The sequence below is a fragment of the Streptomyces sp. NPDC017225 genome (assembly GCF_044331465.1).
GTDB lineage: Bacteria > Actinomycetota > Actinomycetes > Streptomycetales > Streptomycetaceae > Streptomyces.
This window is the reverse complement of the sequence record NZ_JBIRNE010000006.1, coordinates 187,274-212,213: the sequence shown is the minus strand read 5'-3', so window position 1 is coordinate 212,213 and position 24,940 is coordinate 187,274. Positions and strand designations below refer to the sequence as shown.

The window sequence follows — 24,940 nt, the reverse complement described above, 5'->3', positions numbered from 1 at the left end:
CCCGCGCACGGGTGGAACTCGAGGGAACTGTGGAACCACAGGGCCCGAAGGGGCACCGAGTCCGTCGTCGTCAGTGGGCGACGACCGGCACCGGCAGCTCGCCCTCGACCGCGTCACCCGCCCCGGAGCCGGAACCCGTGACGGCGTTGCCGCCCGGGCGGCCGGCGTTGACGAAGGTCAGGGCGATCACGGCCGCCGCGACCAGGATGCCGACGGCGAACCAGATGGCGCTGGTGTAGCCCTCCACCTGCCCCTCCAGCTGCACCAGCTGCTGCTGGGACCGGGTGGCCGCGCCACCGATGTTGTCGGCGATGTAGGACGTGGTGGCCGAGGCGGCGATCGTGTTCAGCAGCGCCGTACCGATCGCGCCGCCCACCTGCTGCGAGGTGTTGACCATCGCGGAGGCGACACCGGAGTCCCGCGGCTCCACGCCCATGGTGGCCAGGGACATGGCCGGCATGAACGCCGTACCCATGCCGAGACCGAGCAGGAGCATGCCGGGCAGCAGCACGGCCGCGTAGGAGGTGTTGAGCTCCAGCTGGGTCAGCAGCAGCATGCCGACGGCGGCGACCAGGAAGCCGGGACCCATCAGCAGCCGGGGCGCGACCCGGGTCATCAGCCGGGTGCCGATCTGCGTGGAGCCCGTGACCATGCCCACGACCATCGGCAGGAAGGCGAACCCGGTCTTCACCGGAGAGTAGCCCTGCACGATCTGCAGGTAGTAGGTCAGGAAGAGGAACAGGCCGAACATCGCGATGATCGCCAGGCCCAGCGAGAGGTAGATCCCGCCCCGGTTGCGCTCGGTCACCACGCGCAGCGGCAGCAGCGGGGCCTTGACCCTCGACTCGACCAGCACGAAGGCGACGAGCAGCACGGCGGCACCGACGAACATGCCGACCGTCACCGCGTCGCTCCAGCCCTCGGACTCGGCGCGGGTGAAGCCGTAGACGAGCGCGACCAGACCGAGGGTGGACAGGACCACGCCGGGGATGTCGAGCGGCGAGCGGTTGCGGCCGCCCTGCGGCTCGCGGACGAAGAGGTACGCACCGGCCGCGGCGACGACCGCGAACGGGATGTTGACGAAGAACGTCCAGCGCCAGTTCAGGTACTCGGTGAGGAAACCGCCGAGGATCAGGCCCACGGCGGCGCCGCCACCGGCGATCGCACCGTAGATGCCGAAGGCCTTGGCGCGCTCCTTGCCGTCCGTGAACATCACGGCGAGCAGGGAGAGCGCGGCGGGCGCGAGCAGGGCACCGAAGACGCCCTGGAGGGCGCGGGAGCCGAACATCATCGCCTCGTTGGTGGCCGCACCGCCGAGCGCGGAGGCGGCTGCGAATCCGGCCAGCCCGAGGACGAAGGTGCGCTTGCGGCCCCACAGGTCGGATATCCGCCCGCCGAAGAGCAGCAGGCCACCGAAGGCGAGGGCGTAGGCCGTGACGACCCACTGCCGGTTGCCGTCGGAGATGCCGAGGTCCTGCTGGGCGGAGGGCAGGGCGATGTTCACGATGGTGGAGTCGAGGACGACCATCAGCTGGGCGAGCGCGATGAAGACGAGCGCTTTCCAGCGGCCGGCGTCGGGGACGCCGGGGGCGCCTGGGGCGCCGGAAGCCTTGACGGCTGTTGCAGACATGGGGGTACCCACTTCGGGACTTCGTGACGGAAAAAAGGTGAGTAAAGGGACGACTGGACGACCGGGCCCGCGACGACGGCCCACAGCGGCCGCCGTCCGGCGTTCAGACGGTCGGGATTCGCGGAACCACTGGTGGTACGGAAGTCGCGGAACCGGCCGGTGGAGCGGAGAGCGCGGAGCCGGCCGGTGGGACGGAAAGCGCGGAACCGGCCGATGGAACAGAAGTCACGGAACCAACGGAACTACTGGTCGGACGAAAGCCACGGAACTACTGCTCGGACGGAAGTCACAGAACTGACGGAACTGACGGAACTGACGGAACTGACGGGTCTACTGCTCGGACGGAAGTCGCGGAACTACTGGTCGCAGGGCCGGCGCAGGTCCTCCAGGGTCACGGCCGTGCCCGGCAGGGCGGAGCGGGCGGGAGCCCGCAGCCCGTCCAGGAACAGCTGCAGATGGCGGTGGACGAACCGGTCGGCGCTCAGACACCCCGTACCGGCCGGGGGCCGGCTGAGCTGGGCCGCGGCGGTCATCAGATCGCCCACGCCCACGTCGTCACGGAGCTGACCGGCCGCCTTCGCCCGGTCCATGACCTCGGCGACGAGCAGCTCGACCCTCCCGCGCGCCGCCTCCAGGTCGGGGTGGTACTGGTCGAACGTGCTGGAGACCATGGGGCACAGGGCGCTGATCCGCTCGTCGGCGGAGACGTGCACGAAGCGCTCCAACGCCTCGAAGGCGTCGCCGGTCTCCGCGAGAGCGAGCTCCGCCGCCCGTGCCGTACGGTCCATGACCGAGCAGACGACCTCGCGGACGAGGGCGTCGCGGTCGGGGAAGTTGCGGTACACCGTGGCGTTGCCGACGCCGGCCCGGCGGGCGATGTCGTCGAGCGGCACGTCCGGGCCGTGCTCGACGAACATCTCCCGGGCGGCGGTGACGATCCGCTCCCGGTTGCGCAGGGCGTCGGCGCGGGGCCGGGTCGCCCTGTGCTGCTCGGGGGTCGCGGTCTGCACGGCGTACTCCTCTGAGGACTGGGTTCGCGATCCGGGGAGGAAGTCCCCGCTTCGCTCGGACACAGGGCTAAACGGGGAAAGGATCCCCGGTTATTTCCGAGACCGGAAGAGATTCGGGTGACCCGCGTCACACACGCCCTCGCCTCGGTGGGGACGTCCACGCGGGAACACCACCGCCCCTCCCCTCCTCCCGGGTCCCTCACCGTCGTCCCCCGCTCGGCGGGCTACCGGCGAGAAACCCACGATCGGCTCCGCCAGCGCGCGCCCGTGACCCCCTCGGCACAGGGTGAACGCAAGGGTGCAGCCGGTGTCGGGCGGCTGCCGTGGTCCGGGAGGTCCGCATGCAGCCGCCGCAGGCGCAGCCGCCGAGCCGCCGGATACGCCCGCGCCGGCTGGCCGCGATCGCCACCGTCACGGTCGTGACCTTCGCCGTCAGCACCTCGGCGGGCACCGGCCGGCTCGCGCCGGGCACCACGACGGCGGGCCCGGGCCCGGCCGTCCTCTCCCGTTCCTCCGCGCACGGCCCCTGCATGATCAGCGGCGGCCCCGAGATCCAGATGTCCGAGGGCGTCCCGACCTCCGCCGGCTACGCCCGCTCCACCGGCACCGTCCGCGCCCTGAACCTGATGATCGACTTCTCGGACGCGCCCGGCGAGGGCAAGGCGCTCGACCGCTACGCGGAGTTCTTCCCGCAGACCGAGGAATGGTTCAGCACCAGTTCCTACGGCCGCCTCGACTACCGCCCCGAGACCCCGATCCGCGACTGGCTGCGCATGCCGAAGTCGTTCGCCGAGTACGGCATAGAGCGCGGCGCGCCCTTCGAGCCCGGCTACCGCAAACTGGTCGAGGACCTGGTCGGGGCGGCCGACGCGAAGGTCGACTTCCGCGCGTACGACCTTCTGAACGTGCTGGTCACACCGAACGCGGGCCCCTCCGCCCTGGACACGGTCCTGTCCGTCACCTTCGCCGGCAACACCGAGGCCTCGGTCGCAGACGGCGTCCCGGTGTCCAACGCGTCCTTCGTCTACTCCCGCCAGGACGACGGCTCCGGCTCCTACGACGCCACCGGCTACCGGGTACTCCCCCACGAGAACGGCCACGTCTTCGGCCTCCCGGACCTCTACACCCAGGAGGGCGGAGGAGCCGTCGGCCACTGGGACATCATGAGCGAGGACTGGGGCGCCAACAACGACCTCCTCGGCTGGCACAAGTGGAAACTGGGCTGGCTGGACCGCACCCAGGTGCACTGCGCGTCGGCGCCGGGAACGACGGAGTACAAGCTGACACCACTGGCCCGCAAGGGCGGCGACAAGCTGGTGGTCGTCCCGCTGGACGGCACGTCCGGCTACGCGGTCGAGCTGCGCACCCGCGAGGGCAACGACGAGGTGGTGTGCCGTCCGGGCGTACTGATCTACAAGATCGACGCGGACGTGGACACGGGGATGGGACCGGTGACGGTCTACGACTCCCGCCGGGACAGCGGCGGCTGCACCCGCAGCCCGAACATCCACGCCGAACTCTCGGACGCCGCCTTCACACCGGGCGAGACCTTCAAGGACCCGCGCCGGGGCATCACGATCGCGGTGGCCGGGGCGGACCTGAAAGGCGACCACCAGGTGCGGGTCACCCGCAGGTGACGCCTCGGACGGCCGCCGCCGGGGTCACCGCGCCCTCCCGACCGGGATTACGGTAGGCCTGCCGCGACCGCCGCACCGGAGAGCCGATGCCCGCCAACACCGACACCACGAACGACGCCGCCCACGAGCGGGCAGCCACGCCCCGGGGCACGGAGACCGCCGCGCCCCGGGACGCGCGGGCCGGCGGGGGCACGCCGGGCAGGACGGCGACACCGAACGCCGAGGCGACACCGGCCGACAAGGCGGCACCGGCCGGACCACTGACACCGAACCACGACGTGACACCGAACCCCCACGCGACACCGACCCACGACGTGACACCGGCCGAAGCGGTCGCACCACTGCTGCGCGGCATCGCCGTACTGCGGGGGCTGACCGAAGCCGACAGCGGCGGCACCCTCAGCCTCAGCGGCCTGGAGAAGGCCACCGGTCTGGCCCGCTCCACAGTCGACCGCGTCACGGCGACCCTCGCCCGCATGGGATACGTCCGCCTGGACGGCCGCGACGTCACCCTCGCCCCCCGCCTGATGGAACTGGGCAACGCCTACCTCGCCGCCCTCCGCCTCCCCGCCCTCCTCTCCTCCCGGGCCGACGCCCTGGCCGACGAGCTGGACGAGTCGGTCTCCCTCGCGGTCGGCGACCGTGACGGCATCCGCTTCATCCACCAGGCCACCCGCCGTCGCGCGATGTCCCTGAGCTTCCGCATCGGCGACCTGCTCCCCGCCGAACGCACCGCACCGGGCCCGCTGTTCGCCACGGAGTGGTCGGAGACCGACTGGCACCACTGGCACACCCGCCGGGCGGCGGACCCGGAGGACCACACGTTCCCCGCCGTCCCCGCACGCGACGACCCCACCCGGGACCACGACTTCGCACACCGCACGGCCACCGCGGCGACCGACGACTGCTCCCTGGACGACCAGCTGATCGAACCGGGCCTGGTCGCGGTCTCGGTACCCGTACGGGACCCGGGCACCGGCCGGGTGGCATGCGTGGCGAGCGTGGTGAGCCACACCAGCCGCCACACGGCCGAGGACCTGCGCACGACCCTGCTCCCCCGCCTCCGCTCGACGGTGCGGTCGATGGAGAACGACCTGCGCGCCGCCCCACCGCCACAACCGGCGGCCCCCCGCACCGGCCTGGCCACCTGGACGGCCGCGTCCAAACACGAGCTGGGCCGGGAGTTCATCGAGTCCCTGGCCCGCGGCCTGACGGTACTGACGGCCTTCGGCGAGGACCGCCCGGCGCTGACCCTCACGGAGGTCGCGAAGGCGACGGGCCTGGCCCGGGCGACAGCCCGCCGGGCCCTCATCACCCACCAACACGCGGGCCTGGTGACACAGACCCCCGCCCACACCTTCGCCCTCACCCCCCGAGTCCTCTCCCTCGGCTTCCCGCCCCTCTCCCGCACCTCCCTCCCCCAGATCGCCCAGCCCCACCTGACCGCCCTCGCCGACCACGTCCACGAGTCGGCCTCGCTGGCCGTCCTGGCGGACTCGGGCGAGGAGATCCAGTACACGGCCCGGGCGTCCACCGGCCGCGTGATGAGCGCCCGCGTCACGGTCGGCACCCGCCTCCCGGCCCGAGCGACCTCACTGGGCCGCGTCCTCCTCTCCCTCCCGGAGGTCCGCTCACAGGGCTACGCCCTGGTCGACGAGGAACTGGAGCCGGGTCTGCGCTCCATCGCCGTCCCGGTACGCGACCGCACGGGCCGCGTCGTGGCCGCGGTGAACGTGGCGATGCACGCGGCCCGCCGGACGACACGGTCCTGCCTGACGGAGATCCTGCCTGCCCTCACGCGAACGGCGGGCCACATCGAGGCAGACCTACGAGTGGCGGGCCGCTTCCGCCAGGTCCCCCTGACCTGACCACCCGCTACACTGTCGGCGGTGGCAAAGCCATACCACCACCGGCCTTCGTAGCTCAGGGGATAGAGCACCGCTCTCCTAAAGCGGGTGTCGCAGGTTCGAATCCTGCCGGGGGCACAGAGAAACACCTGGTCAGAGGCCCTTCCGTCCGTCGGACGGGAGGGCCTTTGTACTCGCGGCACACAGATGGCACACACGCGGCTGCGGGCAGAGGTGGGGAGCTGTGCGAAATGCCCTCAGAAGACGAGCTGGCCCGACGCCGGTACGAGAAGCTGGTCGACCGGCTGGAGACGTTGATGCGCGTCGGCTTGGACCCCTTGTACGAGGGCTACTACGGTCAGCTGGTCCTCGGCCGCGAGGGTCTCGTGGAGATGGGCGAACTCAAGGATCTTCGACGAGCCGCTCGGGAGGCCGGAGGACGTCTCGGCTGGAAGGTGGCCACTCGCCTCGTCGACGGCAGACTCCTCGTGCTTGATCAGACACACGTCACGCGGAGTCGTCCTCCAGAACAGCCACCGCTGCTGCGGCCTCTCGGGCCTTCCGCTCCGCCTTCTCCAGCTTGACCTTCGCCTTGCCCAACTGTTTGGAGCGCCGCTTGCGCATCTTCTTCGACACCTCGTCCAGGCGGTCCGGGAAGAGGTGTCCGTACGTGTCCAGGGTCAGAGCCGCCGACTTGTGACCCAGCATCGTCTGAACGACGTTAGGACCGCGGCGACGGCCTCGCGGGCCAGCGCCACGGGACCGGCGAAGCCCGTGGCCGGCGCGGAGATCAGGTCCAGCACTCCCGGGGGAGGTCCGGCCGGGTCACCCGCCGGCCCAGGCGGCGCAGTCCGGCGTGGATGCGCGGGACACCGTAGGTGTGTGTGGGAGGCGATGTGCACGACGGTGATCTCGTGCGCGAGCGCGTCGTCGGCGGCTTGCCGGGCACGGCGGGCGGCCTCGCCCCCGCGCCAGGCGTAGTAGGAGGAGCGGGTGACTTTCAGAACCCGGCACCCCTGCGGGCACGCAACTTCCGTCAGCGGTTCTTCGGCCGGCGGTCACTCGGGCGGGGCTGTGGGCATCTCAAAGGTCACCCCGCACAAGCTGCGACACGCGGCAGCCTCGCTGGCCATCGCCAGTGGCGCGGACGTCAAACTCTGCCGCCCTTTCGGACTATTCGCTCTGATGGGCTCCCAGGACACGGGCTGTGATCCGTTCCAGCGCATCGGCCGGTACCGGGGATCCCGGTGGGCGGGCTACCAGGGAGAGAGTGACTTGTCCGGGCACCGGCGAGGACTGGATCCGGTCTCCCGGCGCGGAGTACCAGCGGGCGGCCAGCTCGGGGACCAGGGCGCAGATGCGCCGATGCCGGGCGATGCGCAGGCCCGCCTCGATCGTGGGGGCGGGCAGCGGGTGAGCGCCGAGGGCGGACAGTCGTTGCCGAACGGTCTCCCCCGTGCGGTCGAACGTCGAGTAGAGGACAGGACGGCCGGCGAGCGGGCGAGTCCTTCTTCTGGAGGCCGGGGTGCCGTGGGGCAGGACGAGAACGAGCGGGGAGACGCCCAGAACGGTCCGGTGCAGTCCTCGGGGAACGGTGGCCTGGTCGGCAATCGTGACAATCGCGGCGTCCAGCAGGCCGTCGTGGACCTGCTGGAGCAATACCGGCCCGTGGTCGGTCTCCGGATGCACGGTGACGTCGTCCAGCTCGACGGACAGGGCGGTGAAGACCATCGGGGCGAGGGCCTGGATGGTGCCGACGCTCAGTGACGGGGCACTGGTGGCGGCGAGGACCTGGTCGGGCAGGGCGTCGATCTCAGCGAGCAGCCGGGCTGCTTGACGAGCCAGTTCGCGTCCCGCGGGGGTGGGTCGGGCTCCGGTGGTGTCCCGCTCGAACAGCTGGACACCGAGGCGGCGTTCGAGAGTGGCCAGGCGACGCGACGCCGAAGGCTGTGTGGTCAGCAACTCCTTGGCGGCCGCTCCCACCGAGCCGTGCCGGGCGACGGCCTCGGTAAGGGTCAGATCCTCGACAGTGAGGCGTGAGGTCATACCCCCAGCGTATGAGAGGCGTTGGCCGAGCGGCTCCTACCTGCCGAGCGGTGTCCGGCCCAGGATCGGGCCATGCGCACACCACTCTTCTTGCTCACCGCTCTCACCTTCCTGACCTGGACCGGAAGCCGCATGACCGCTGTGGCTCTGCCATTGGTGGCTTTGGCTGAGACCGGTCAGGCGTGGACCACCGGGCTGGTCGGCGGCATGGCGGGCCTGCCCCTGCTGACCGTGGGCTGGTGGGGCCGTGGGCTGCGTGACCGGCTGACCTCCGGGCGGGCCCTGTCCGTCCTGACGGCCGTCCATGCCGCCGGACTGGCTGTCGTACCGGTGGCTGCCCTGACCGGGCAGGTCGGTGCTGCGGCGCTGTGCGCCTCCGGTCTGGTCACCGGCACTGCCGGCGCGCTCTCGGGACCGGCGCAGCGGGCACTCGTCGCCGATCTGGCCGACGTCCAGGAGCGGCCGGTCACTGCCCGGGCGAGGCATGACCGGGCGACGGACGCCGCCCGGTGGCTTGCTTGGCAGGACCTCGCCCACCGGATCTCAATGGTCTTCGCGCCTCCCCTCGGGGCCTGGCTGGTGACGGTCTGGGGAGCGCAGCCCCTGTTGTGGTGCGAGACCTGCGTATTCGCCGTGGCGGCCCTCGCGGTCCTGGCCGTTCCGGCAGCACAGCCCGGCCGTCCCCAGAGCAAGGACGAGTCGGCCGTGGTGACGCGACCCGCCTCAGCGATGGCCGTCCTGCGCCGCCATCCACAGATCGCTGCCGGTGTTCTCATGGCCGGTGTCGGCGGGGTCTGCTGGTTCGGCTTCACTCTCGGACTGGCCATCCTGAGCATCGAGTCCGGCCGCCCCGGTGCGCTGATCGCGGCGGGTGTCAGCGGCTACGGAATCGCCTCCGTCACCGTCTCGCTGCTGGTGCCCCTGTTGATCGACCGGCTCCCCCGCAGCGCCACCATGGCCCTCTCCTGGGCCGTCCTCGGCACCGTCTTCCTCGCCCTGCCCGTCGCCGCTCCGAACCTGGCGGCCATCGCTCTGGTGGCCGGCGTCGGCGGAGCAGCGACGCCGTGGGGCATCGCCGCCCTGAACGCCGTGATCAGCGAGCAGACGACCGGGGGCGAGCGGCGGGCGGCGTTCACCGCCGAGACCGTCCTGCACTCCGGTGGCGCCTCCCTCGGGCTGCTGGTCGGCGGCGCGGTCATCGGGTGGGCCGGCTCGGTCCGCGTGCTGGCGGCCACCGGGATGCTCCAGATCGCCGCGGCCGCGGTCGGGCTGCTCATGGCCCGCCGGAGCGGAGCGGACGAGAGGTCCGCGGTCCAGCGCACGGCAGCACCGGACCGCGGCACCACAGTGGGGTCGGCCGGGAGCGCCACAGCGGCGGCGGGAGCAGTCAAAGGCTGCCCTGGCAGCCCTCCCGCCCGGAAGGACGACCGAGCCGTCTGACGGCCCGGCGGATGCGGTCACTGCCTCTGTAGTCGGTATCGACCAAGTAGATCACTTGGCGTCCGGTAGCTCATCGCAGGAACGGGAGCCGAACCCCAAACCCTCGAAGGGAGCAGAGAGCAGAAACCCCTCGAAGCCGTCGTTGCTCAGCGTCACCCAGCGGTGGGCATCATGGGTCGCGCCTCGACCCCCGTGCCGGCGAGTTCCGTGTCGAAGTGCCGACGCTGGTCCTCGGGCGGGGACTCCCGGTTGTCGCGAACGGTCCGCAGCGGATGCGGCGACTGGGACGGCGGGTGTGAGGCACACCGCCGGGCGCTGTGGTGATCGGCATCCCTCCACACTGATCAGGTTACGGATGCAGCACCCCCCACGGGGACCGCGACGTCATTGGCCGTCGGAGGCGGGCCGGCCCGGGCTCTCCAGCAAGGTGGACAGGTACTCGGGTTGCTCTTCGACCAGGAGGTGGCCGGCACCGGAGACCACGCCCAGCTCAGCTCCGAGTGTGCCGCGCACTGCGTGGGCGAGCCGCCGCGGAGGGAGGAAGACATCGTGCTCCCCCGTGACGACCAGGCGGGGGACCGACCGGGCGGGCAGTGTGGCCGCGCCGGGCGCCCCGCTGGAGCGCGCGTGCCGGGCGACCAGTGTCATCCAGGTCACCAGTTCCTCGCGGGGCGGATGACCCGGCGCGAGCATGGTGCGCAGGAGCCGGGCGCTGTGCGTGGGCGCGGGCCGTAGGAACCAGGCAACCGAGGCAGCCAGCACCGCAGGGGTCAGACTCAGTCTGGTCAGTCCGCCGGGTGATACCAGGACGAGCCGGTGGATCCGGGGAGAGTCGCTGGACAGGGCTATGGCGGCGCCGAAGGAGTGGCCCATCACCGCCACCGGCTCGGACGAGACCTGCTCGAGCACCTCGCTCAGCCACTCCCCGTACCAGGACAACCGGCCGCCGGAGAGACCCCGTTCACCAGAGCTGAGGCCAGGCTGACCCGGGACGTCCACCAGCAGGACTCGGTAGCCGGCGGTGATCAGGGCCGTGGCCAGCGGCAGGGACACAGCGGCATTGAAGTTGGTGCCCGGGACGAACACGACCGTCGTGGCACCGGAGCCGGCGAGGACCACGTGGGTCTGTGCCCCCTTGGCGGTCACCGTCCTCCGTTCATGCGGCACCGGCCACGCGTCGAGCCGGTCGAGGCACCAGCGTCGGGTGAGATCCTCGCCCGTCGTACTTCGGTAGATCGAGTCCATCGGCCGAGTATCAGCCCTCGTCCTTGCCCGGGACAGGAGAGGCCGCCCCGGCGGGGGCTTCACCTAGGCCACCGCCGACACCGTCGTGGAAGCAGACGACACCATCATCGTCGCCGGACGCACGCGAACAACCGAACGCTTCGGCCCCGCTCGCTCCTCTTCCCTCGGTGCCCGGGACGTACGCACTGGTAAGTCCCTCTGCGTGCCGCGTTTTCGTGGGAAAACCATCTGCGAGGGAAGGGGAGTCCGGAAGAGGATGTCTGTATGCGCGTAGGAGTGGTGGGACTCGGGATGGGGCTGCATCTGGCGGACTGGTGCCGCAAGGTGGGCCTGGAGGTCGTGGTGGCTTGTGACCGCGACTCCGGACGCCGCGCCGTCGCGCGGGCGCGGCTGCCCAGTGCGGTGCTGGTGGAACGATGGCAGGAGCTGCTGGAGCACCGTCTTGACGGGGTCGTCCTGGCCAACGACTTCGATGAGCACGCGCCGTTGGCCATCGCTTTCCTGGACCGTGGCGTGCACGTGCTGTCCGAGTCGGCGGCGTGCGTGGACGCCACGGAAGGCGAAAGGCTCATCGCGGCGGCGGACCGGTCGTCCGCGACCTACTCCTTCGCCGAGAACTGCGTGGCCCATCCGCACGTCCGTCTCGTCCGCCAGGCGATCGAGGCCGGGGAGCTGGGCCGGATCAGCCTGATCGAGGCGGACTACCTGCACGGCATGTCCCCGGCCGATGTCACGGGCCTGATCGGCGATCCGGCGCATTGGCGCGGGCGCATCGCTCCGACGGCGTACTGCACGCACACCCTCTCACCGGTGCTGGCCCTCACGGACGCCTGGCCGGTGGAGGTGTCGGCGTTCCCGGTGGACGCGGCGGACCCACGCTCCGCGGTCGTCATGGCGGTACGGCTGTCCACCGGGGCGCTGGCGCTCACCCGGCACGGGTTCCTCCAGGGCGAACCCGCCAGCCACTGGAGCTGGATCTCCGTACGCGGCACCAGGGCGCTGGCCGAGTCCGTCCGAGCCGACGGCGAACGGTCCTGGTCGGTCCGTGTCAGGACGGAGGGATGGGCGACACCGGAGGGCCACGCCCGCGAGGAGGAACGCGTCCCTCCGCCGCTCACCCTCGCGGGGGAACCCGTGGCACGTGCAGCCGAGGGCACCGTGCTGCTACTACGGGCCTTCCGGGCCACGATGGAACACGGTGAGCCACCACTGGTACCGGTGCGGCCCGCCGTGGCCGCGTCACTGGTCGGCGTGGCCGGCGCGGAGTCACTGGCGCACGGTTCCCGGCCAGTCCCAGTGCCCGCGGTGACGGCCGAGCCGGGGATGACTGGGAGCCGAACTCCCTAAGGAGCCGGCCCGAGTTCTGAGTCCGTTCGGCGTGCTACCTGATGCGGGTGGGAACCCGTGGCCTGCGGGGTGCGTCCTCGTGAGCGTGACTGAATCGAGCGGCCTGCCCAGCCCTGACGACTGCTCGAGCCCTGGCGGCGGCTCAAGCACGGACACCGGCTCCCTCGGTGGGGATGACTCACCCGCCGGTGACGGTCCACTTGCCGACGGAGGTTCACCTGCCGGCGAGGGTGCACGTGCCGAGGGCAGCTCGGGAGCCGACGACAGCTCAGGAGCCGATGACGAGGAAACGTCCCTGCGGCCCGGTCCGTTGTGGCGGCATGTGGTGTGGGTGGTGGGCGTCACCGTCCTCGGGTTGGGGATGGCCTGGTTCTCCGGGTCGTACCGTGTCGGGCCCGACGAGTACGGAGTTCCGCTCGCCGTCGCGGGGCAGACGTGGCCGTATGTGTGGGTCTGGGCCGCGATCGGGCTGACGGCGGCGGCCATGCTGCGGACTGTCGCCGCCAGGGTTCCGCTCGCGGGCCCGGAGGTGATCGCGATCGCGCCCACGTTCACGGGCGCCCGGCTGTCACTGGGCTGGCGGCCGGAGCCGCCGATGCTGGGTGCGATGGCCGCTGCGGCACTGGCGGTGGCGGTCATATGGTGTGCCCTCGCGCTGCGCAGCGGCTTCCGGGGCCGTGGCGGCGCGCGGTGAGTCGCCGCCGGCGGGCGGGTCGGCGCAGGGCAGAGGGTGACGGGGCGGGAGCGGGGGCGGCCCCGTCGCCGGTGAGGTGCCGGGGCCGGTGCACCGGGGCTTCGGGCCCGGGGCGGGGCCGGTGCACCGGGGCTTCGGGCCCGGGGCGGGGCCGGTGCACCGGGGCTTCGGGCTCGGGTGGGGCGGTTACTCCCGGATGCCGATGCCCTGGACCGGTGGGGTGCGTAGGACGCGGCCGATGGGCAGCATCGTGGCGGTCAGGGCGAGGACGACGGTGCCGCCGACGATGGTGAGCCAGCCGGCGGCCGGGACGTACGGGATGCGTTGTCCGGCGACTGCGTGGACGACCGAGGTGAGGGTGACGGCCGCGATCGCGCCGCCGAGGGCGAGCGCCACGCCGAGCAGCCCGGCCTGTTCGGCGTGGACCATGCGCTTCACCTGGCCTCGGGTGACGCCGGCCAGGCGCAGCAGGGACAGTTCCCTGGCCCGGGCGAGAGCCGCCATGATCAGGGTGTTGGCGGCGGCGAGGACCGCGTAGCCGGCCAGGACGGCGATGAGCAGCTTGTTGAGCCAGCCGCTGATGGCCAGGTCCTGGGCGAGTTCTCCGGTGAGGGTGTCGGTGCCGGCCACCGAGGCGGCGGGGTACCGGCCCGCGAGGTCGGTCAGGGCCTCGACGGTGCCGGCGTCGGCGTCCGGGGCGGTGCGGACGAGGACCTGGTCGTCGAGTCCGGTGACGGTGTGGCCGGCGAGGGCCGCGGTGTGGAGGGTGACGTCACCGAAGCCCCAGCCGCGTTCGTACAGGGCGACGACCTCCAGGGTGACGGGGGTGCCGTCGCCCAGCCACAGCTCGGCCTTGTCGCCGAGTTCCCAGCCGGCGGAGTCCGCCTGCGCGGTGGAGACCGCGACCGTGTCCTTGTTCAGGTCGGTGAGGCTGCCCGACTCCACCCGCAGGTCCAGGGTGTGTTCGGCGCCCCGCGGGTCGATGCCCTGTGCGACGACGGCCTGGGCGCCCATCTCGAACGGGACGACGACCGACGTACGCCGTACGCCCGTGGCGGCCCGTACCCCGGGGATGCGGCGGGCCTCTTCGGCGGCGGACGCGGGAAGGCCGGCGCCGCCGACGATCGCGTGCTGGGCGAGCGTGCCGTCACGGCTCTGGACGACGGTCTGACGCTGGAGGTTGTCCTGGAGGAACCACACGGAGCCGCCGAAGCCGACGGAGAGCACGAGCGCGGTGAGGACGGCGACCATGCCCCGGGCGTTGGCGCGCATGTTCGCGGCGGCGAGGTAGCCGCTGCTGCCCCACACGGCCTTCAGGACGGGTCCGAGGAAGCGGGCCGCGCCCTGGTTGATCCAGGGCGCGAGCAGGGCGACGGCCAGGACGAACATGTAGAGCATGCCCATGGCCGCGCCGAGGGCGGTCTGGCCGTCGGTGACGCCGGTGAGGCCGATCAGGGCGACGCCTCCGGCGAGGAAGGCCAGACCGGTCACGACCCGTTTCCTGCTGCCGAGGCCGGTTTCGACCACGGCCTCGCCGAGCGCCTCGGTGGGGCGGATACGGGTGGTGCGCAGGGCCGCGATCCAGGCGGCCCCCAGGGCCACCGCGGCGACCGTGAGGGTGACCGCCGCCCCGGACAGCAGGCCGCCCCGCACGGTGAAGGTGTCGGGTGCGAAGCCGCGGGTGACGAGTTCGTCGCGGATCCATCCGGTGGCGACGAGGCCGAGGGGGACGCCGACCACCGCGGCCAGCAGTGCCAGCAGGCCGGCCTCGCCCAGGATCATGCCGCGTACCTGGCCGGGGGTCGCGGCGATGGCGCGGAGCAGCGCGAGGTCGCGGCGGCGGTGCCGTACGGAGAGGCCGACGGTGGCGGCGACGGCGACGACGATGATCATCACGGCGTAACCGGCGAAGGCGCCGCCTGCCTGGAGGATGAAGTCCCGTGCCGCCCTGGCCTCGGGCTCTTCGGCCAGGCCCCGCTCGTCGCCCGTGTAGGTCGTCGCCTCCGCCTTGTCGGTCACCTCCCTGATGCCGGCCAGGACGGCGTCGCGGTCGGCGTCGGGTGCGGCGAGGATGCCGATGGCGTCGAAGCGGCCCGGGCGCGGGTCGAGCCGGGCGGCGTGCGCGTCGGTGAAGAAGAGCGCCGCGCTGCCGGCGTCGGCGCTCGACGCGTCGCCGCCCTCCGGCTCGACGACCGCGCTGATCCGGTAGGTACGGCTCGCTCCGCCGGTGAGGAGCTCCATGGAGTCGCCGGGGGCGAGGCCGGTGCCGTCGAGGAGCCGGGTGTCGACGGCGATCTCCCCGTCGGAGCGGGGCGGGGCTCCGTCGACCGTCCGGTACGGGGCGAGGGCGGCGCTCGCCCAGCCGTGACCGGTGACCGCGAGGCCCGGTGCCCGCACGGCGGTGACGGCGAGGGAGCGGTCGCCGACGGCACGCTCCACGCCTGGCACCGCCGCGAGCCTGCCGGCCAGCGCGGTCGGCACGCTGCCGCGTTCGGGCAGCGCGATGACGGACTTCTCCGTCTCGCCGAACATCTCGGTGGACACGGTCAGGTCCCGGTCGGCGACGACGGCGACCGTCTTCTCGTACCGCTGCGGCTGGCCGTGGTAGCGCCAACCGGACTCCACGAGCATCGCGCACGCCATGAGGACGGCGACACCGGCGGCGAGGGCGACGAACGTCGCCACGAAGCTGCCCTTGCGGTGGCGCAGCGTCTGCGCGGCCAGGGTGAGCACGGTTCAGCCCTCCAGGCGCACGGCGGGCTGCGCGGCGTACGGGTCGGCGTACGGGTTGTCGGACTGGGTGGCGGGCTGGGTGGTGCGCTGGGGGACGGAGTGGGTGACGGGCTGGTGGTTGCCGAGGTGCGCGAGGTGTTCGGCGATCCGCTCGGCGCCGGGCTGCGGCATGTCCTGCACGATCCGCCCGTCGGCGAGTACGACGACCCGGTCCGCGTAGGAGGCGGCGACCGGGTCGTGGGTCACCATGACGACGGTCTGCCCGGCCTGGTCGACCACCGACCGCAGCAGCGCCAGGACTTCGGCCGCGGTGCGGGTGTCGAGGGCGCCGGTGGGCTCGTCGCAGAAGATCACCTCGGGTCGGGTGACCAGCGCCCGTGCGATCGCGACCCGCTGCTGCTGACCGCCGGACAGCTGCGCGGGCCGGTGCCGCAGCCGCTCGCCCAGCCCGACCCGGGCGACGACCTCGGCGACCCACGCCGGATCCGGCCGCTGCCCGGACAGCCGGGAGGGCAGCAGGATGTTCTGCTCGACGTTCAGGGCGCCGACGAGGTTGAACGCCTGGAACACGAAGCCGATCCGGCTGCGACGCAGTTCGGTCAGCCGCTTCTCCGACATCGTCGCCAGGTCGGTGGACCCGATCCGGACCGCCCCGGCGTCGGGGCGGTCCAGGCCCGCCGCGCAGTGCAGCAGCGTGCTCTTCCCGGAGCCGGAAGGCCCCATCACCGCGGTCGCCGTGCCCCGCACGAAGCGGAGGTCCACGTCGTTCAACGCCACCACCGGCTGGTCACCGCCGTACGTCTTCCGTACGCGTTCGAGGCTGACGGCGAAGTCGGCCGAGGTCACTGACATGGTGAAACGCCTTCCGGGTCGAGCGCGGGGCAGGACACCTCGACGCTAGGACCGCCGGCCGCGTGAACCCATCCCGCCTGCGACCCGGTCCGAGGTAGCGCAGGCACTACCACCGGACGGCGGGGCCGGGTTCGGGACCGGCGCCCGGGCAGGACAGGAAGCCGGAAGGCCGGTCGGCCGCACGGTCAGGCCGTCCCGGGGTGGCCCCGGAGCGGTGCCGCGGGTGCGAACCCCGCCCCCTCGGTCCGCCTCGGTCCACCCCGGTCCGCCTCGGTCCACCCCGGACCGCCTCGGTCCGCCTCGGCTCGGTTCGGTACCCCCCGTCCGCCTCGGTGCGGTTCGGTCAGGGCTGTCGCCGGATCGCGTCGGCGTCGAACTCCAGCACCACCTTGGGGCTGACCAGGGCGGCCGTCGCGGCGTTCCAGTTCACGCCCCAGTCGTTGCGGTCGATCGTGACGCTGCCCTTGAAGCCGACCCGGAACCTCCCCTGCGGATCGGTCCCGCCACCGGTCAGCTCGACGTCCACGGTGACCGGGTGGGACACACCGCGGACGGTCAGGTCACCGGTGACCTTGTAGTGCGTCCCGTCGACCCGCGTCACCTCGGCCGACGTGAAGGTGATGACCGGGTGGCCGTCGGTGTCCAGGAACCTGCCGCGCAACAGGTCGTCGCGCCGCGGATTGCGGGTCCGGACGCTCCCCGCCCGGATGACGAGCCGTGCGCCGGACTTCGACGGGTCGTCGCCGTCCAGGTGCGCACCGCCCTCGAACGCGTCGAACTGTCCCCGCACCCTGGTGCCCGGCCTGTGCCGGGCGACGAACCCGATACGGGTGCGGGCGGTGTCGAGGGCGTAGTCGCCGGTCAGGTCGCTGAGCCTGGTGATGGTCGACATGCTTGGTCACTCCTGTCTCCGACGCGGATCTCGCGAATCTCGCGAATCTCGCGGATCTCGCGAATCTCGCGGATCTCGCGAATCTCGCGAATCTCGCGAATCTCGCGAATCTCGCGGATCTCGCGAATCTCGCGGATCTCGCGGATCTCGCGGATCTTCGGTGGCGTGGCCCTGCGGGGTGACCGGTCACCCGAACTGGCCGGGCCGGTAGTCGCCCGCGGGCCGCTGGGCCATGACGTTGAGACGGTTCAGCGCGTTGATGAGGGCGACGATCGACACCAGGGCGGCGAGCTGGTCCTCGTCGTAGTGCTTGGCCGCGTTCGCCCAGACCTCGTCGGGGACACCGCCGGCCGCGTCGGCGATGCGGGTGCCCTGCTCCGCCAGCTCCAGGGCGGCGCGCTCGGCGTCGGTGAACACCGTGGCCTCCCGCCATACGGCGACCAGGTTGACGCGCTGCGGCGTCTCCCCGGCGTGTACGGCGTCCTTGGTGTGCATGTCGACGCAGAAGCCGCATCCGTTGATCTGACTGACCCTGAGCAGCACCAGTTCCCGCGTCGCGGGCGGCAGCGACGAGTCCGCGAGCGCCTTGCCCGCCGAGACGATGTGCTTCAGGAACGTGGCGGAGCCCGGGTGGGCGAAGAAGTCGACACGGGCGGTGTTCATGGTGATCTCCTTTTCCTGCGTGGCCGTTTCCCCCGGGCGGGGACAACGCGGGGGGAGAGAGCCCGGGAGCCCCCGGGAGCCGGGGTGGACGGGTTCGTGATCGTGCGGTCCCGGCAGTACGACGACGCAGCCCCGCGGAATGTGAGGCGACGGCGCCCGCCTCACACTTCGGGGGGCTGTCTCGTCGTACTGGTGACGACGGACGAGGCCAAGGGAGCGGCGAGACCATGAAGACCCAGTCCGAGCCAGGAGACGGCCCGTTCGATCCGGGCCTGGGCGCGATCACGAGCGAGCGGCGTCAGCTGATCAATCTCGCGTACCGGCTGCTCGGCTCCCTGGCCGACGCCGAGGACGTCGTACAGGAGACGTACACCCGCTGGTACGCCATGTCCCCTCAGCAGCGGGAGGCCGTCGAGGCCCCGGGCGGCTGGCTGACGAAGGTCGCGAGCCGTATCTGCCTCGACCAGCTCGGCTCGGCACGGGCCCGGCGCGAGCGCTACGTGGGCGAATGGATCCCGGAGCCGCTGCCCGATGCCTCGGAGTGGGCCGACGGACGTCCGGGCGGCAGGACGGCCGACCCGGCCGACCGCGTCACCCTCGACGAGTCGGTCGGCATGGCCTTCCTCGTCGTGCTCGAGTCGATGACCCCCGCCGAACGCGTCTCCTTCGTCCTCCACGACGTGTTCCGCTACTCCTTCGCCGAAGTGGCGGAGATCGTCGGCCGTACGCCGGCGGCATGCCGCCAGCTGGCCACCTCGGCCCGCCGCCGCATCCGCGCGTCACGGGCGCCGGCGACTCCGGCCTCCCAGCGTGCCCGCGTCGTACGGGACTTCAAGCAGGCGTGGGACGCCAAGGACATCGACGCCCTCATCGGCCTCCTCGACCCCGGGGTCTCGGCGGTCAGCGACGGCGGTGGGCTCGTCCAGGCGGCGCTGCGCCCGGTCGAAGGCGGCGAGCAGGTCGCGCGCTACCTCGTCGATCTCGCCGGGAGGGCGCCCGGCCTGACGCTCCTGGAGCGTACGGTCAACGGTCAGCCCGGGCTGGTGCTGCGACTGGAGGACGCCACCGTGGCGGTGATGTCGCTGGACGTCGCCGGTGACCGGATCACGCACATCTGGGGAGTGCGGAACCCGGAGAAGCTCCGGCCCTGGACCAGGCCGCTCCGCTAAGAACCGTCCGTACGCCCGGCCGGCGCTGGGCGGGCGACCCGCCGTACCTGGCTCGGGGGGCGTCGGCCGGTACCCGCCTCGTCAGAAACGGCCCGGCGCCCGTGGTGACGTCGCCGGCGCCTGAGCGGAGCGGGTCCTCGCGGCCCGCTCACGCCGCCGGGCCGGTGGCGTGAGCGGGCCGCCCGCCGTCGCGCCCGCCGTCGTGCCCCTGGTAGCGCAGCAGCAGCATCGCCGCGTCGTCGTGGTGCGGGCCCGCCGCGTGCCGCACCAGGTCCTCTCGGAGCGCGTCCAGGGCGCGGTGGACGTCGGGCTCCTTCAGGAGGTGGGCGCGTTCGGCGAGCGGGTAGAAGCCGCCCTCCTCGTCCCGGGCCTCCGTGACCCCGTCGGTGTAGAGAAGTATCTGGTCACCGGGGGTGAAGGGCACCGGGAACGGCTCCGGTCCGGGGCCGCCGTGCGCGGCCAGGCCCAGCGGCAGGGCGTAGGCGGGCGGCTCCGGGAAGTCGGCGGTGCCGTCCGGGTGGACGACCATCGGGGCCGGGTGGCCGTAGTTGAGGAGGACGACCTGGTGGTCGTAGCCGATCTCGGCGAGGATCGCGGTCACGAACTTCTCGTCCTCCAGCTCGCGGGCGACGCTGCGTTCGAGCCGCTCGCCGAGCTTGACCAGGTCCTTCTCGTCGTACGCCGCCTCCCGGAAGGCGCCGAGGACCCTGGCCGCGGTCTCCACCGCCGCCAGGCCCTTGCCCTGCACGTCGCCCACGATCACCCGGACGCCGTGCGGGGAGGCCACCACCTCGTACAGGTCGCCGCCGATCCGGGCCTCGGCGAGCGCCGAGGTGTACGAGACGGCCGCGTGCAGCGGGCCCGCGGTCAGCGGCACCGGACGCAGCAGCACCCGCTGGGCCGCCTCCGCGATCGACCGCACGTTGGCCAGCTCCGCCTCCCGGCGCGAACGCATCACGGCCGCCGCGATCCCCACGCCGGTCACCCCGGCCACCGACGCCATGGCGGTGAAGCCGCGGGGGCGGTCGAAGAGCCCGTTGTAGAGGCCGAGGCCCACGCAGAGCAGCAGCGCGACCAGCCCGATCACCGCCGTACGCCGCCAGCCGCCGACCAGGCCGGCGAACGCGGGACCCAGCGACACCAGGGGCAGAAGACCCACGTCCGGTCCGGCCGTGACGTCCACGAAGGCGACCACCGTCATGGCCGCCACGGGCATCCAGGACAGCATCGCGGAACTGGACGGCGGCTTCTTCACGGTCATGACTACTCCGGTGTCGCAGCGCTCAAGAGTCGCCTTCTCCCTGTTCTCAGGCGCCCCTCACCAGTCTCTTAGACTATGCAACGGTTTGCTGGCGCAGGAGTGGCCGGGCGGTCCTTAACCCAATCGAGGCCGAGTACCCGGCTCGGGGCGGGCGGCCCACAGGCCGCCGTCGGCCGCGTTCCGCCGGCTCGCCACGGTCAGCGTGAGCGTCACCGCGAGTGAGCCGGCCGCCATCGCGGTCATCGCCGTCGCCGGCGAGCTGAACTGGGCGACCGTGCCCGCCAGGACCGCGGCGAGGCCCTGTGTCGTGAGCATCCCGGCGGAGTGCAGGCCGAGGGCGTGTCCGGTGAGCTCGCCGGGGGTCAGGGCGACCAGGCGCTCCTGCTGCACCAGGCTCGCGCCGAAGCCGACGGAGGCCAGGGCGACCAGCACGGCCGTCAGCGGCAGCGGTGGGCGCAGGAAGAGCACGAGGTACGGCGCTGCCAGCAGCACCAGCAGCGGGATGCCCAGGCGCGGGCGCAGCCGGGCCGGCAGCAGGCGCCCGACCGCCACGTCCCCGGCCAGCATGCCCAGCGCGGCGCAGGCGAACAGCGTGCCCGCGGCGCCCGGGTCGTAGGAGACGTACAGCGACTCGCAGCCGACGACGAGGCCGCCCGGGACCCACAGGGCGAGATAGACGTACCGGCGCGGTGCGGAGGACCACAGCAGGGCGTTGGTGCGCCGGGTGACGGCCACGGAGGGGCGGCCAAAGGCGCGCGGCGGGCGGCGGGTCAGCCGGAGCGCGAGGCAGGCCGCGGTGCCGTAGAGGCCGGCCGCGAGCAGCAGGCACAAGCGGGGCGAGAACAGGGTCAGCAGGGCGCCGCCGGCCGCGTATCCGGTGATCTGCATGGTGCCGCTCATCATGTTGAAGAGCGAACGCCCGGTCAGGTAGTCGCTGTTGCCGGTCTCGGCGAGGATCTCGTTCAGCAGGCCCCAGCGCACTCCGCCGCCGAGCGAGGCGATCAGGCCCTCGACGAGGACGATGGCGAACATCGCCCAGAGGGGCAGGCCGGGCAGCGCGAGGGCCGCGGTGGCGGCGGCGAACGCGAGCGAGAGGCCCGCCAGCGTCGCGCGCGGAGCCAGTCGGTCGGCGCCGGACAGGAACAACGTGGCGCCCAGCACCTGTGCCAGCGCCGGGCCGAACATGCTCACCGCGGACAGCAGCGGCGAGTTCGTCGCCCGGAACACCAGGGTGCCGAGCGCCAGGCCGCTCACCGTCTGGGCGGCGATGCCTGCCGAGGTGGAGAGGAAGAGAGGGCTGAACTCCGGGGTGCGGAAGAGGTCCGCGTAGCTCCTGCGGCTGGTGTCTGGCATGCGGGGAGTCTGGGGCGGGCCGGGGGCCGGCCGTTATTGTTTCGCGCGCACGCGAAAGGCGGGGGCGCGGGCACCGAGGGAGGGCTGGGCGGTATGGGCTGGTGGCAGATCAGCGCCGACACGCTGGCCCGCAGCCGCTTCGTCCTCTCACCGCTCGCCGAGACCTTCGCCTGCCTGAAGCTGCTGCACGCCGAGGTGGCCGGGCACCCGGGCGAACGGGCCTGGCTGGACACCCACCTGCCCGCCTACCGGCGCCGGCTGGCGGGCGACCCGGTGACCGCGCTGCTCGTCCGCTCGGGCGTCGGCCGGGAGTGGATCGCCGACTTCCTCACGCCCACCCCGCGCGAGGGCGAGACCTTCGAGGAGGGCGTCGCGCGGATCCGGGCGGTCCGCCCCGGTGAGGCCCGCGCGGATCTGCGCGTCTCCCTCGCCGGCCGCCCGCTCCCCGCCGCGCTGGACCGCGACGACCTGCACGAACGCGCCGCCGCGCTGCTGGAGTACGTCTGGGCCGAGGCCGTACGGCCGGACTGGGACCGGCGCCGCCGGATCCTGGAGGCCGATGTCGTCGCGCGGATCGCGCAGGTGAGCCGGGGAGGCTGGGCGGCCGTACTGGACGCCCTGCGACCGGGCACACGCTGGCTCGGCGACAGCCGGCTCCAGATCAACCTGAACGCGTATCCGCCGCGCGAGCTCTCCGGGGCCGAGCTGGTCCTCGTACCGATCACCCCGCAGCGGCACGGCTGGGTGTCGTGGGAGGACGCCGAGCGGTACGCGGTCGTCTATCCGTGCGCCGGTGTCCTGGCGGACGACGGTGCCCGGAGCGTGCCCGCGGCTTTGGGGGCGCTGCTCGGGCCGGCCCGGGCGGGCGTGCTGGTCCTGCTCGGCGATCCCATGAGCACCAGCCAGTTGGTCGGCGTGACCGGGCAGGGCCTCGGGTCGGTCGGGCGGCACCTGCGGGTGCTGCTGGACGCGGGGCTGGTGGAGCGGCGGCGAGCGGGCCGGTCGGTGCTGTACTCGCGGACCGCGGCCGGGGAGGTGCTCGTCGAGGCGGGCGCGCGGGGGGCGTGACCGTGTCGGGGCGTGAGCCTGCCGGGGGCGTCACGGCGTCGGGGCGTCTACCGGGCGGGACATGCCACGAGCGGTGCGGGGTGACCGAACGGGGGCTAGGTGACCGGCGAGCAAGGCGCGGTGCGGCGGGTGGGCGGGGAGGCGGGGCGCGGCCGGGGCAAGGCGGGGCGCGGCCGGGGCAAGGTGTCGTCGGTGGGGCAAGGTGTCGTCGCCGGGGCAGGGCTCGGGGCTAGCATCCGGGCATGACGACCTCAGAGAACGCGCAGCGCAACGACAGCCTCCCCCTCGACGTCGAGATCGGCGCCCTCCAGGGCGGGGCCGCCGACCTGGCCCAGTACGCGGGCCGGGTCGTCCTGGTGGTCAACGTGGCCTCCAAGTGCGGGCTCACCCCGCAGTACGCCGGTCTGGAGCGGCTGCACGAGCGGTACGCGGAGCAGGGCTTCACCGTGCTCGGCGTGCCCTGCAACCAGTTCATGGGCCAGGAGCCGGGCAACGCCGACGAGATCGCCGAGTTCTGCTCGGCGACGTACGGCGTCACCTTCCCGATGACCGAGAAGGCGGAGGTCAACGGGGAGGGCCGACACCCGCTGTACGACCGGCTGACCGGCTTCGCCGACGCCGAGGGGCACAGCGGGGACATCCGCTGGAACTTCGAGAAGTTCCTGATCGGGCGGGACGGCAAGGTCGCCGCCCGGTTCTCGCCGCAGACCGAGCCGGAGTCGGCCGAGGTCGTGGCGGCCGTGGAGGAGCGACTGGCGGGTTGATCACGCCGGCCCCGGCCCGCTTGGTTGACCTTGCCCCTGGGGCAGGCCCGAGCGTCGTCGTCGCCGGGCGGAACAGGCCGCCCGGTGACGGAGGATGACGACGTGGACGATGCACGCGACGACGAGTCGCTGACCATCGGTGCGTTCGCCGCGCGGGCCCGGCTGTCGGCCAAGGCCCTCAGGCTGTACGACCGTATGGGCCTGCTGGTGCCCGACCATGTGGACGAGGCCACCGGCTACCGCTACTACCGCACCGGCCAGACCGAACGCGCCCGGCTCGTGGCCCTGCTGCGCCAGCTGGACATGCCGCTCGCGAAGGTCGCGGAGGTGGTCCACGCGGACGGGCCCGGGGCCGCCGCGCTGCTCGACGCCTACTGGGCGGGAGTGGAGGCCCGGGTCGCCGGGCAGCGGACGCTCGCCGGCTACCTCCGTGGACGTCTTTCGGGGAGGAGCTCCGAGGTGTACGGAGAATTCGTGGTCGAGACGGTGGACGTGCCCGCGCAGGTGGTGATCAGCGAGATGCGGCACACGCTGGCGGACGAGCTGCCCGCGTGGATCGTCGCCTCGCTGGGACGGTTGGAGGAGGCGGCCGGGGAGTGCGGGGGTGTGACGGCGGCGCCGTTCGTCGTGTACCACGCCGAGGTGTCGATGGAGAGCGACGGCCCGGCGGAGTCGTGCGTCCCGGTCGCCGACGAGGCGGCGGCCCGGGCGTGGTGCGAGGAGCGGGGGCGGGCCCGGCGGCCGCGGGTGCGGGTGGAGCCGGCCCGGCGGCTGGCCCGTACCCGGATCACCAAGGCGCAGGTGGCCCATCCGCAGATCCTGGCCGCCTTCGAGGCGGTGGAGGAGTGGGTCGCCGCTCAGGGGCTGACGGTGGCGGGGCCGTGCCGTGAGGTGTACTTCGCCGACTGGGAGGCGTCGGGCCCCGAGGACCCGGTGTGTGACATCGCCTTCCCCGTGAGCTGAGGCGGGGACGACGGCCCCGGACTGAACAGAGCCCTCTCGGCAAGGTCGGCGAGCTGGTCGAGAGGGCTCCGTCGGCGGTGCCGGGCCGGCGCCGCGTGGAGCCGTTACTCCTTGACCGAGGTCACGAAGGCGTTCCACGCGTCGGCGGGGAACGCCAGGACCGGTCCTTCGGTGACCTTGGAGTCGCGGACGGCGAGTGCCGCCACGACCGGTGACTTGACCTCGACGCACGCACCGTTTCCTCCGGAGTAGGAGGACTTGGTCCACGATGCCTGGGCGCCCTGAAGAATTGCCATGTCTGCTCCGATGGCGAGTTGCTGAGTACT

23 protein-coding genes and 1 tRNA gene are annotated in these 24,940 nt (G+C 72.6%); 11 read left to right on the top strand and 13 right to left on the bottom strand.

What is annotated here, in order from left to right:
- Positions 1-70 precede the first annotated feature (70 nt).
- Together ACH4NX_RS16530 and ACH4NX_RS16525 are read right to left on the bottom strand one after the other, a co-directional pair.
- A complete protein-coding gene (locus tag ACH4NX_RS16530; RefSeq protein WP_351389037.1) occupies positions 71-1,630 on the bottom strand; it encodes an MFS transporter in 1,560 nt (519 codons plus the stop codon).
- Positions 1,631-1,986: 356 nt separating this feature from the next.
- Positions 1,987-2,640 carry a helix-turn-helix domain-containing protein gene (locus ACH4NX_RS16525; protein ID WP_351389040.1) on the bottom strand — a complete coding sequence of 218 codons (654 nt, stop codon included), beginning with the start codon at positions 2,638-2,640 and terminating at the stop codon, positions 1,987-1,989.
- Positions 2,641-2,981: 341 nt separating this feature from the next.
- Between ACH4NX_RS16525 and ACH4NX_RS16520 the strand changes: the two genes are divergently transcribed.
- The 3 genes from ACH4NX_RS16520 (at position 2,982) to ACH4NX_RS16510 (ending at position 6,262) form a co-directional block, all read left to right on the top strand.
- A complete protein-coding gene (locus ACH4NX_RS16520; protein ID WP_398127596.1) occupies positions 2,982-4,277 on the top strand; it encodes a M6 family metalloprotease domain-containing protein in 1,296 nt (431 codons plus the stop codon).
- Positions 4,278-4,363: 86 nt separating this feature from the next.
- Complete coding sequence (locus ACH4NX_RS16515; protein WP_398127595.1) at positions 4,364-6,145, top strand: IclR family transcriptional regulator C-terminal domain-containing protein; 1,782 nt, start codon at positions 4,364-4,366, stop codon at positions 6,143-6,145.
- A gap of 44 nt (positions 6,146-6,189) precedes the next feature.
- A tRNA-Arg gene (locus ACH4NX_RS16510) sits at positions 6,190-6,262 on the top strand.
- Positions 6,263-6,381: 119 nt separating this feature from the next.
- Here the strand turns inward: ACH4NX_RS16510 and ACH4NX_RS16505 are convergent.
- The 3 genes from ACH4NX_RS16505 to ACH4NX_RS16495 all read right to left on the bottom strand — a co-directional run bounded on the left by ACH4NX_RS16505 (position 6,382) and on the right by ACH4NX_RS16495 (position 8,170).
- The gene (locus ACH4NX_RS16505; RefSeq protein WP_351389048.1) at positions 6,382-6,630 is read right to left on the bottom strand and encodes a hypothetical protein; all 249 of its coding nucleotides are present in this window, start codon (positions 6,628-6,630) and stop codon (positions 6,382-6,384) included.
- A 1-nt stretch (position 6,631) separates the two neighbouring features.
- Complete coding sequence (locus ACH4NX_RS16500) at positions 6,632-6,832, bottom strand: hypothetical protein (protein ID WP_398127594.1); 201 nt, start codon at positions 6,830-6,832, stop codon at positions 6,632-6,634.
- Between the two features lie 465 nt (positions 6,833-7,297).
- Entirely contained in the window at positions 7,298-8,170 is an 873-nt protein-coding gene (locus ACH4NX_RS16495) for a LysR family transcriptional regulator (RefSeq protein WP_351389053.1), read from the bottom strand.
- Between the two features lie 72 nt (positions 8,171-8,242).
- Between ACH4NX_RS16495 and ACH4NX_RS16490 the strand changes: the two genes are divergently transcribed.
- On the top strand, positions 8,243-9,610 hold the full coding sequence (locus ACH4NX_RS16490; protein WP_398127593.1) for an MFS transporter: 1,368 nt from the start codon (positions 8,243-8,245) through the stop codon (positions 9,608-9,610).
- Positions 9,611-9,994: 384 nt separating this feature from the next.
- On the opposite strand, the gene ACH4NX_RS16485 is transcribed toward ACH4NX_RS16490, so the two are convergent.
- Positions 9,995-10,855, bottom strand: a complete 861-nt coding sequence (locus ACH4NX_RS16485; protein ID WP_398127592.1) for an alpha/beta fold hydrolase — start codon at positions 10,853-10,855, stop codon at positions 9,995-9,997.
- A 264-nt stretch (positions 10,856-11,119) separates the two neighbouring features.
- Between ACH4NX_RS16485 and ACH4NX_RS16480 the strand changes: the two genes are divergently transcribed.
- Together ACH4NX_RS16480 and ACH4NX_RS16475 are read left to right on the top strand one after the other, a co-directional pair.
- Entirely contained in the window at positions 11,120-12,202 is a 1,083-nt protein-coding gene (locus ACH4NX_RS16480) for a Gfo/Idh/MocA family protein (protein ID WP_398127591.1), read from the top strand.
- A 334-nt stretch (positions 12,203-12,536) separates the two neighbouring features.
- Complete coding sequence (locus ACH4NX_RS16475; RefSeq protein WP_351389065.1) at positions 12,537-12,896, top strand: hypothetical protein; 360 nt, start codon at positions 12,537-12,539, stop codon at positions 12,894-12,896.
- A gap of 186 nt (positions 12,897-13,082) precedes the next feature.
- Here the strand turns inward: ACH4NX_RS16475 and ACH4NX_RS16470 are convergent, their stop codons facing one another.
- The 3 genes from ACH4NX_RS16470 to ACH4NX_RS16460 form a co-directional block, all read right to left on the bottom strand.
- Entirely contained in the window at positions 13,083-15,629 is a 2,547-nt protein-coding gene (locus ACH4NX_RS16470) for an FtsX-like permease family protein (protein WP_398127590.1), read from the bottom strand.
- 3 nt (positions 15,630-15,632) lie between these two features.
- Positions 15,633-16,481 carry an ABC transporter ATP-binding protein gene (locus tag ACH4NX_RS16465; RefSeq protein WP_398127589.1) on the bottom strand — a complete coding sequence of 283 codons (849 nt, stop codon included), beginning with the start codon at positions 16,479-16,481 and terminating at the stop codon, positions 15,633-15,635.
- Between the two features lie 343 nt (positions 16,482-16,824).
- Entirely contained in the window at positions 16,825-17,373 is a 549-nt protein-coding gene (locus ACH4NX_RS16460; protein ID WP_351389074.1) for a YceI family protein, read from the bottom strand.
- 2 nt (positions 17,374-17,375) lie between these two features.
- Here ACH4NX_RS16460 and ACH4NX_RS16455 point away from each other — a divergent pair, with 2 nt between their 5' ends.
- On the top strand, positions 17,376-17,555 hold the full coding sequence (locus tag ACH4NX_RS16455; RefSeq protein WP_398127588.1) for a hypothetical protein: 180 nt from the start codon (positions 17,376-17,378) through the stop codon (positions 17,553-17,555).
- Positions 17,556-17,559: 4 nt separating this feature from the next.
- On the opposite strand, the gene ACH4NX_RS16450 is transcribed toward ACH4NX_RS16455, so the two are convergent.
- Complete coding sequence (locus ACH4NX_RS16450) at positions 17,560-18,036, bottom strand: carboxymuconolactone decarboxylase family protein (RefSeq protein WP_351389077.1); 477 nt, start codon at positions 18,034-18,036, stop codon at positions 17,560-17,562.
- Positions 18,037-18,263: 227 nt separating this feature from the next.
- Here ACH4NX_RS16450 and sigJ point away from each other — a divergent pair, with 227 nt between their 5' ends.
- Positions 18,264-19,205, top strand: coding sequence for an RNA polymerase sigma factor SigJ (gene sigJ, locus ACH4NX_RS16445; protein WP_351389080.1), 942 nt, complete (start codon positions 18,264-18,266; stop codon positions 19,203-19,205).
- 148 nt (positions 19,206-19,353) lie between these two features.
- On the opposite strand, the gene ACH4NX_RS16440 is transcribed toward sigJ, so the two are convergent.
- Both ACH4NX_RS16440 and ACH4NX_RS16435 read right to left on the bottom strand, forming a co-directional pair.
- Positions 19,354-20,466 (bottom strand): PP2C family protein-serine/threonine phosphatase, encoded by a 1,113-nt coding sequence (locus ACH4NX_RS16440; protein ID WP_351389082.1) that lies wholly within the window; start codon positions 20,464-20,466, stop codon positions 19,354-19,356.
- A gap of 114 nt (positions 20,467-20,580) precedes the next feature.
- Complete coding sequence (locus ACH4NX_RS16435) at positions 20,581-21,819, bottom strand: MFS transporter (RefSeq protein ID WP_351389085.1); 1,239 nt, start codon at positions 21,817-21,819, stop codon at positions 20,581-20,583.
- Between the two features lie 93 nt (positions 21,820-21,912).
- Here ACH4NX_RS16435 and ACH4NX_RS16430 point away from each other — a divergent pair, with 93 nt between their 5' ends.
- The 3 genes from ACH4NX_RS16430 (at position 21,913) to ACH4NX_RS16420 (ending at position 24,614) form a co-directional block, all read left to right on the top strand.
- The gene (locus ACH4NX_RS16430; protein ID WP_398127587.1) at positions 21,913-22,887 is read left to right on the top strand and encodes an ArsR family transcriptional regulator; all 975 of its coding nucleotides are present in this window, start codon (positions 21,913-21,915) and stop codon (positions 22,885-22,887) included.
- 242 nt (positions 22,888-23,129) lie between these two features.
- On the top strand, positions 23,130-23,651 hold the full coding sequence (locus ACH4NX_RS16425; RefSeq protein WP_398127586.1) for a glutathione peroxidase: 522 nt from the start codon (positions 23,130-23,132) through the stop codon (positions 23,649-23,651).
- A 102-nt stretch (positions 23,652-23,753) separates the two neighbouring features.
- Complete coding sequence (locus ACH4NX_RS16420; RefSeq protein ID WP_351389094.1) at positions 23,754-24,614, top strand: MerR family transcriptional regulator; 861 nt, start codon at positions 23,754-23,756, stop codon at positions 24,612-24,614.
- Between the two features lie 104 nt (positions 24,615-24,718).
- On the opposite strand, the gene ACH4NX_RS16415 is transcribed toward ACH4NX_RS16420, so the two are convergent.
- Positions 24,719-24,910 carry a DUF397 domain-containing protein gene (locus tag ACH4NX_RS16415; protein ID WP_279565538.1) on the bottom strand — a complete coding sequence of 64 codons (192 nt, stop codon included), beginning with the start codon at positions 24,908-24,910 and terminating at the stop codon, positions 24,719-24,721.
- Positions 24,911-24,940 lie beyond the last annotated feature (30 nt).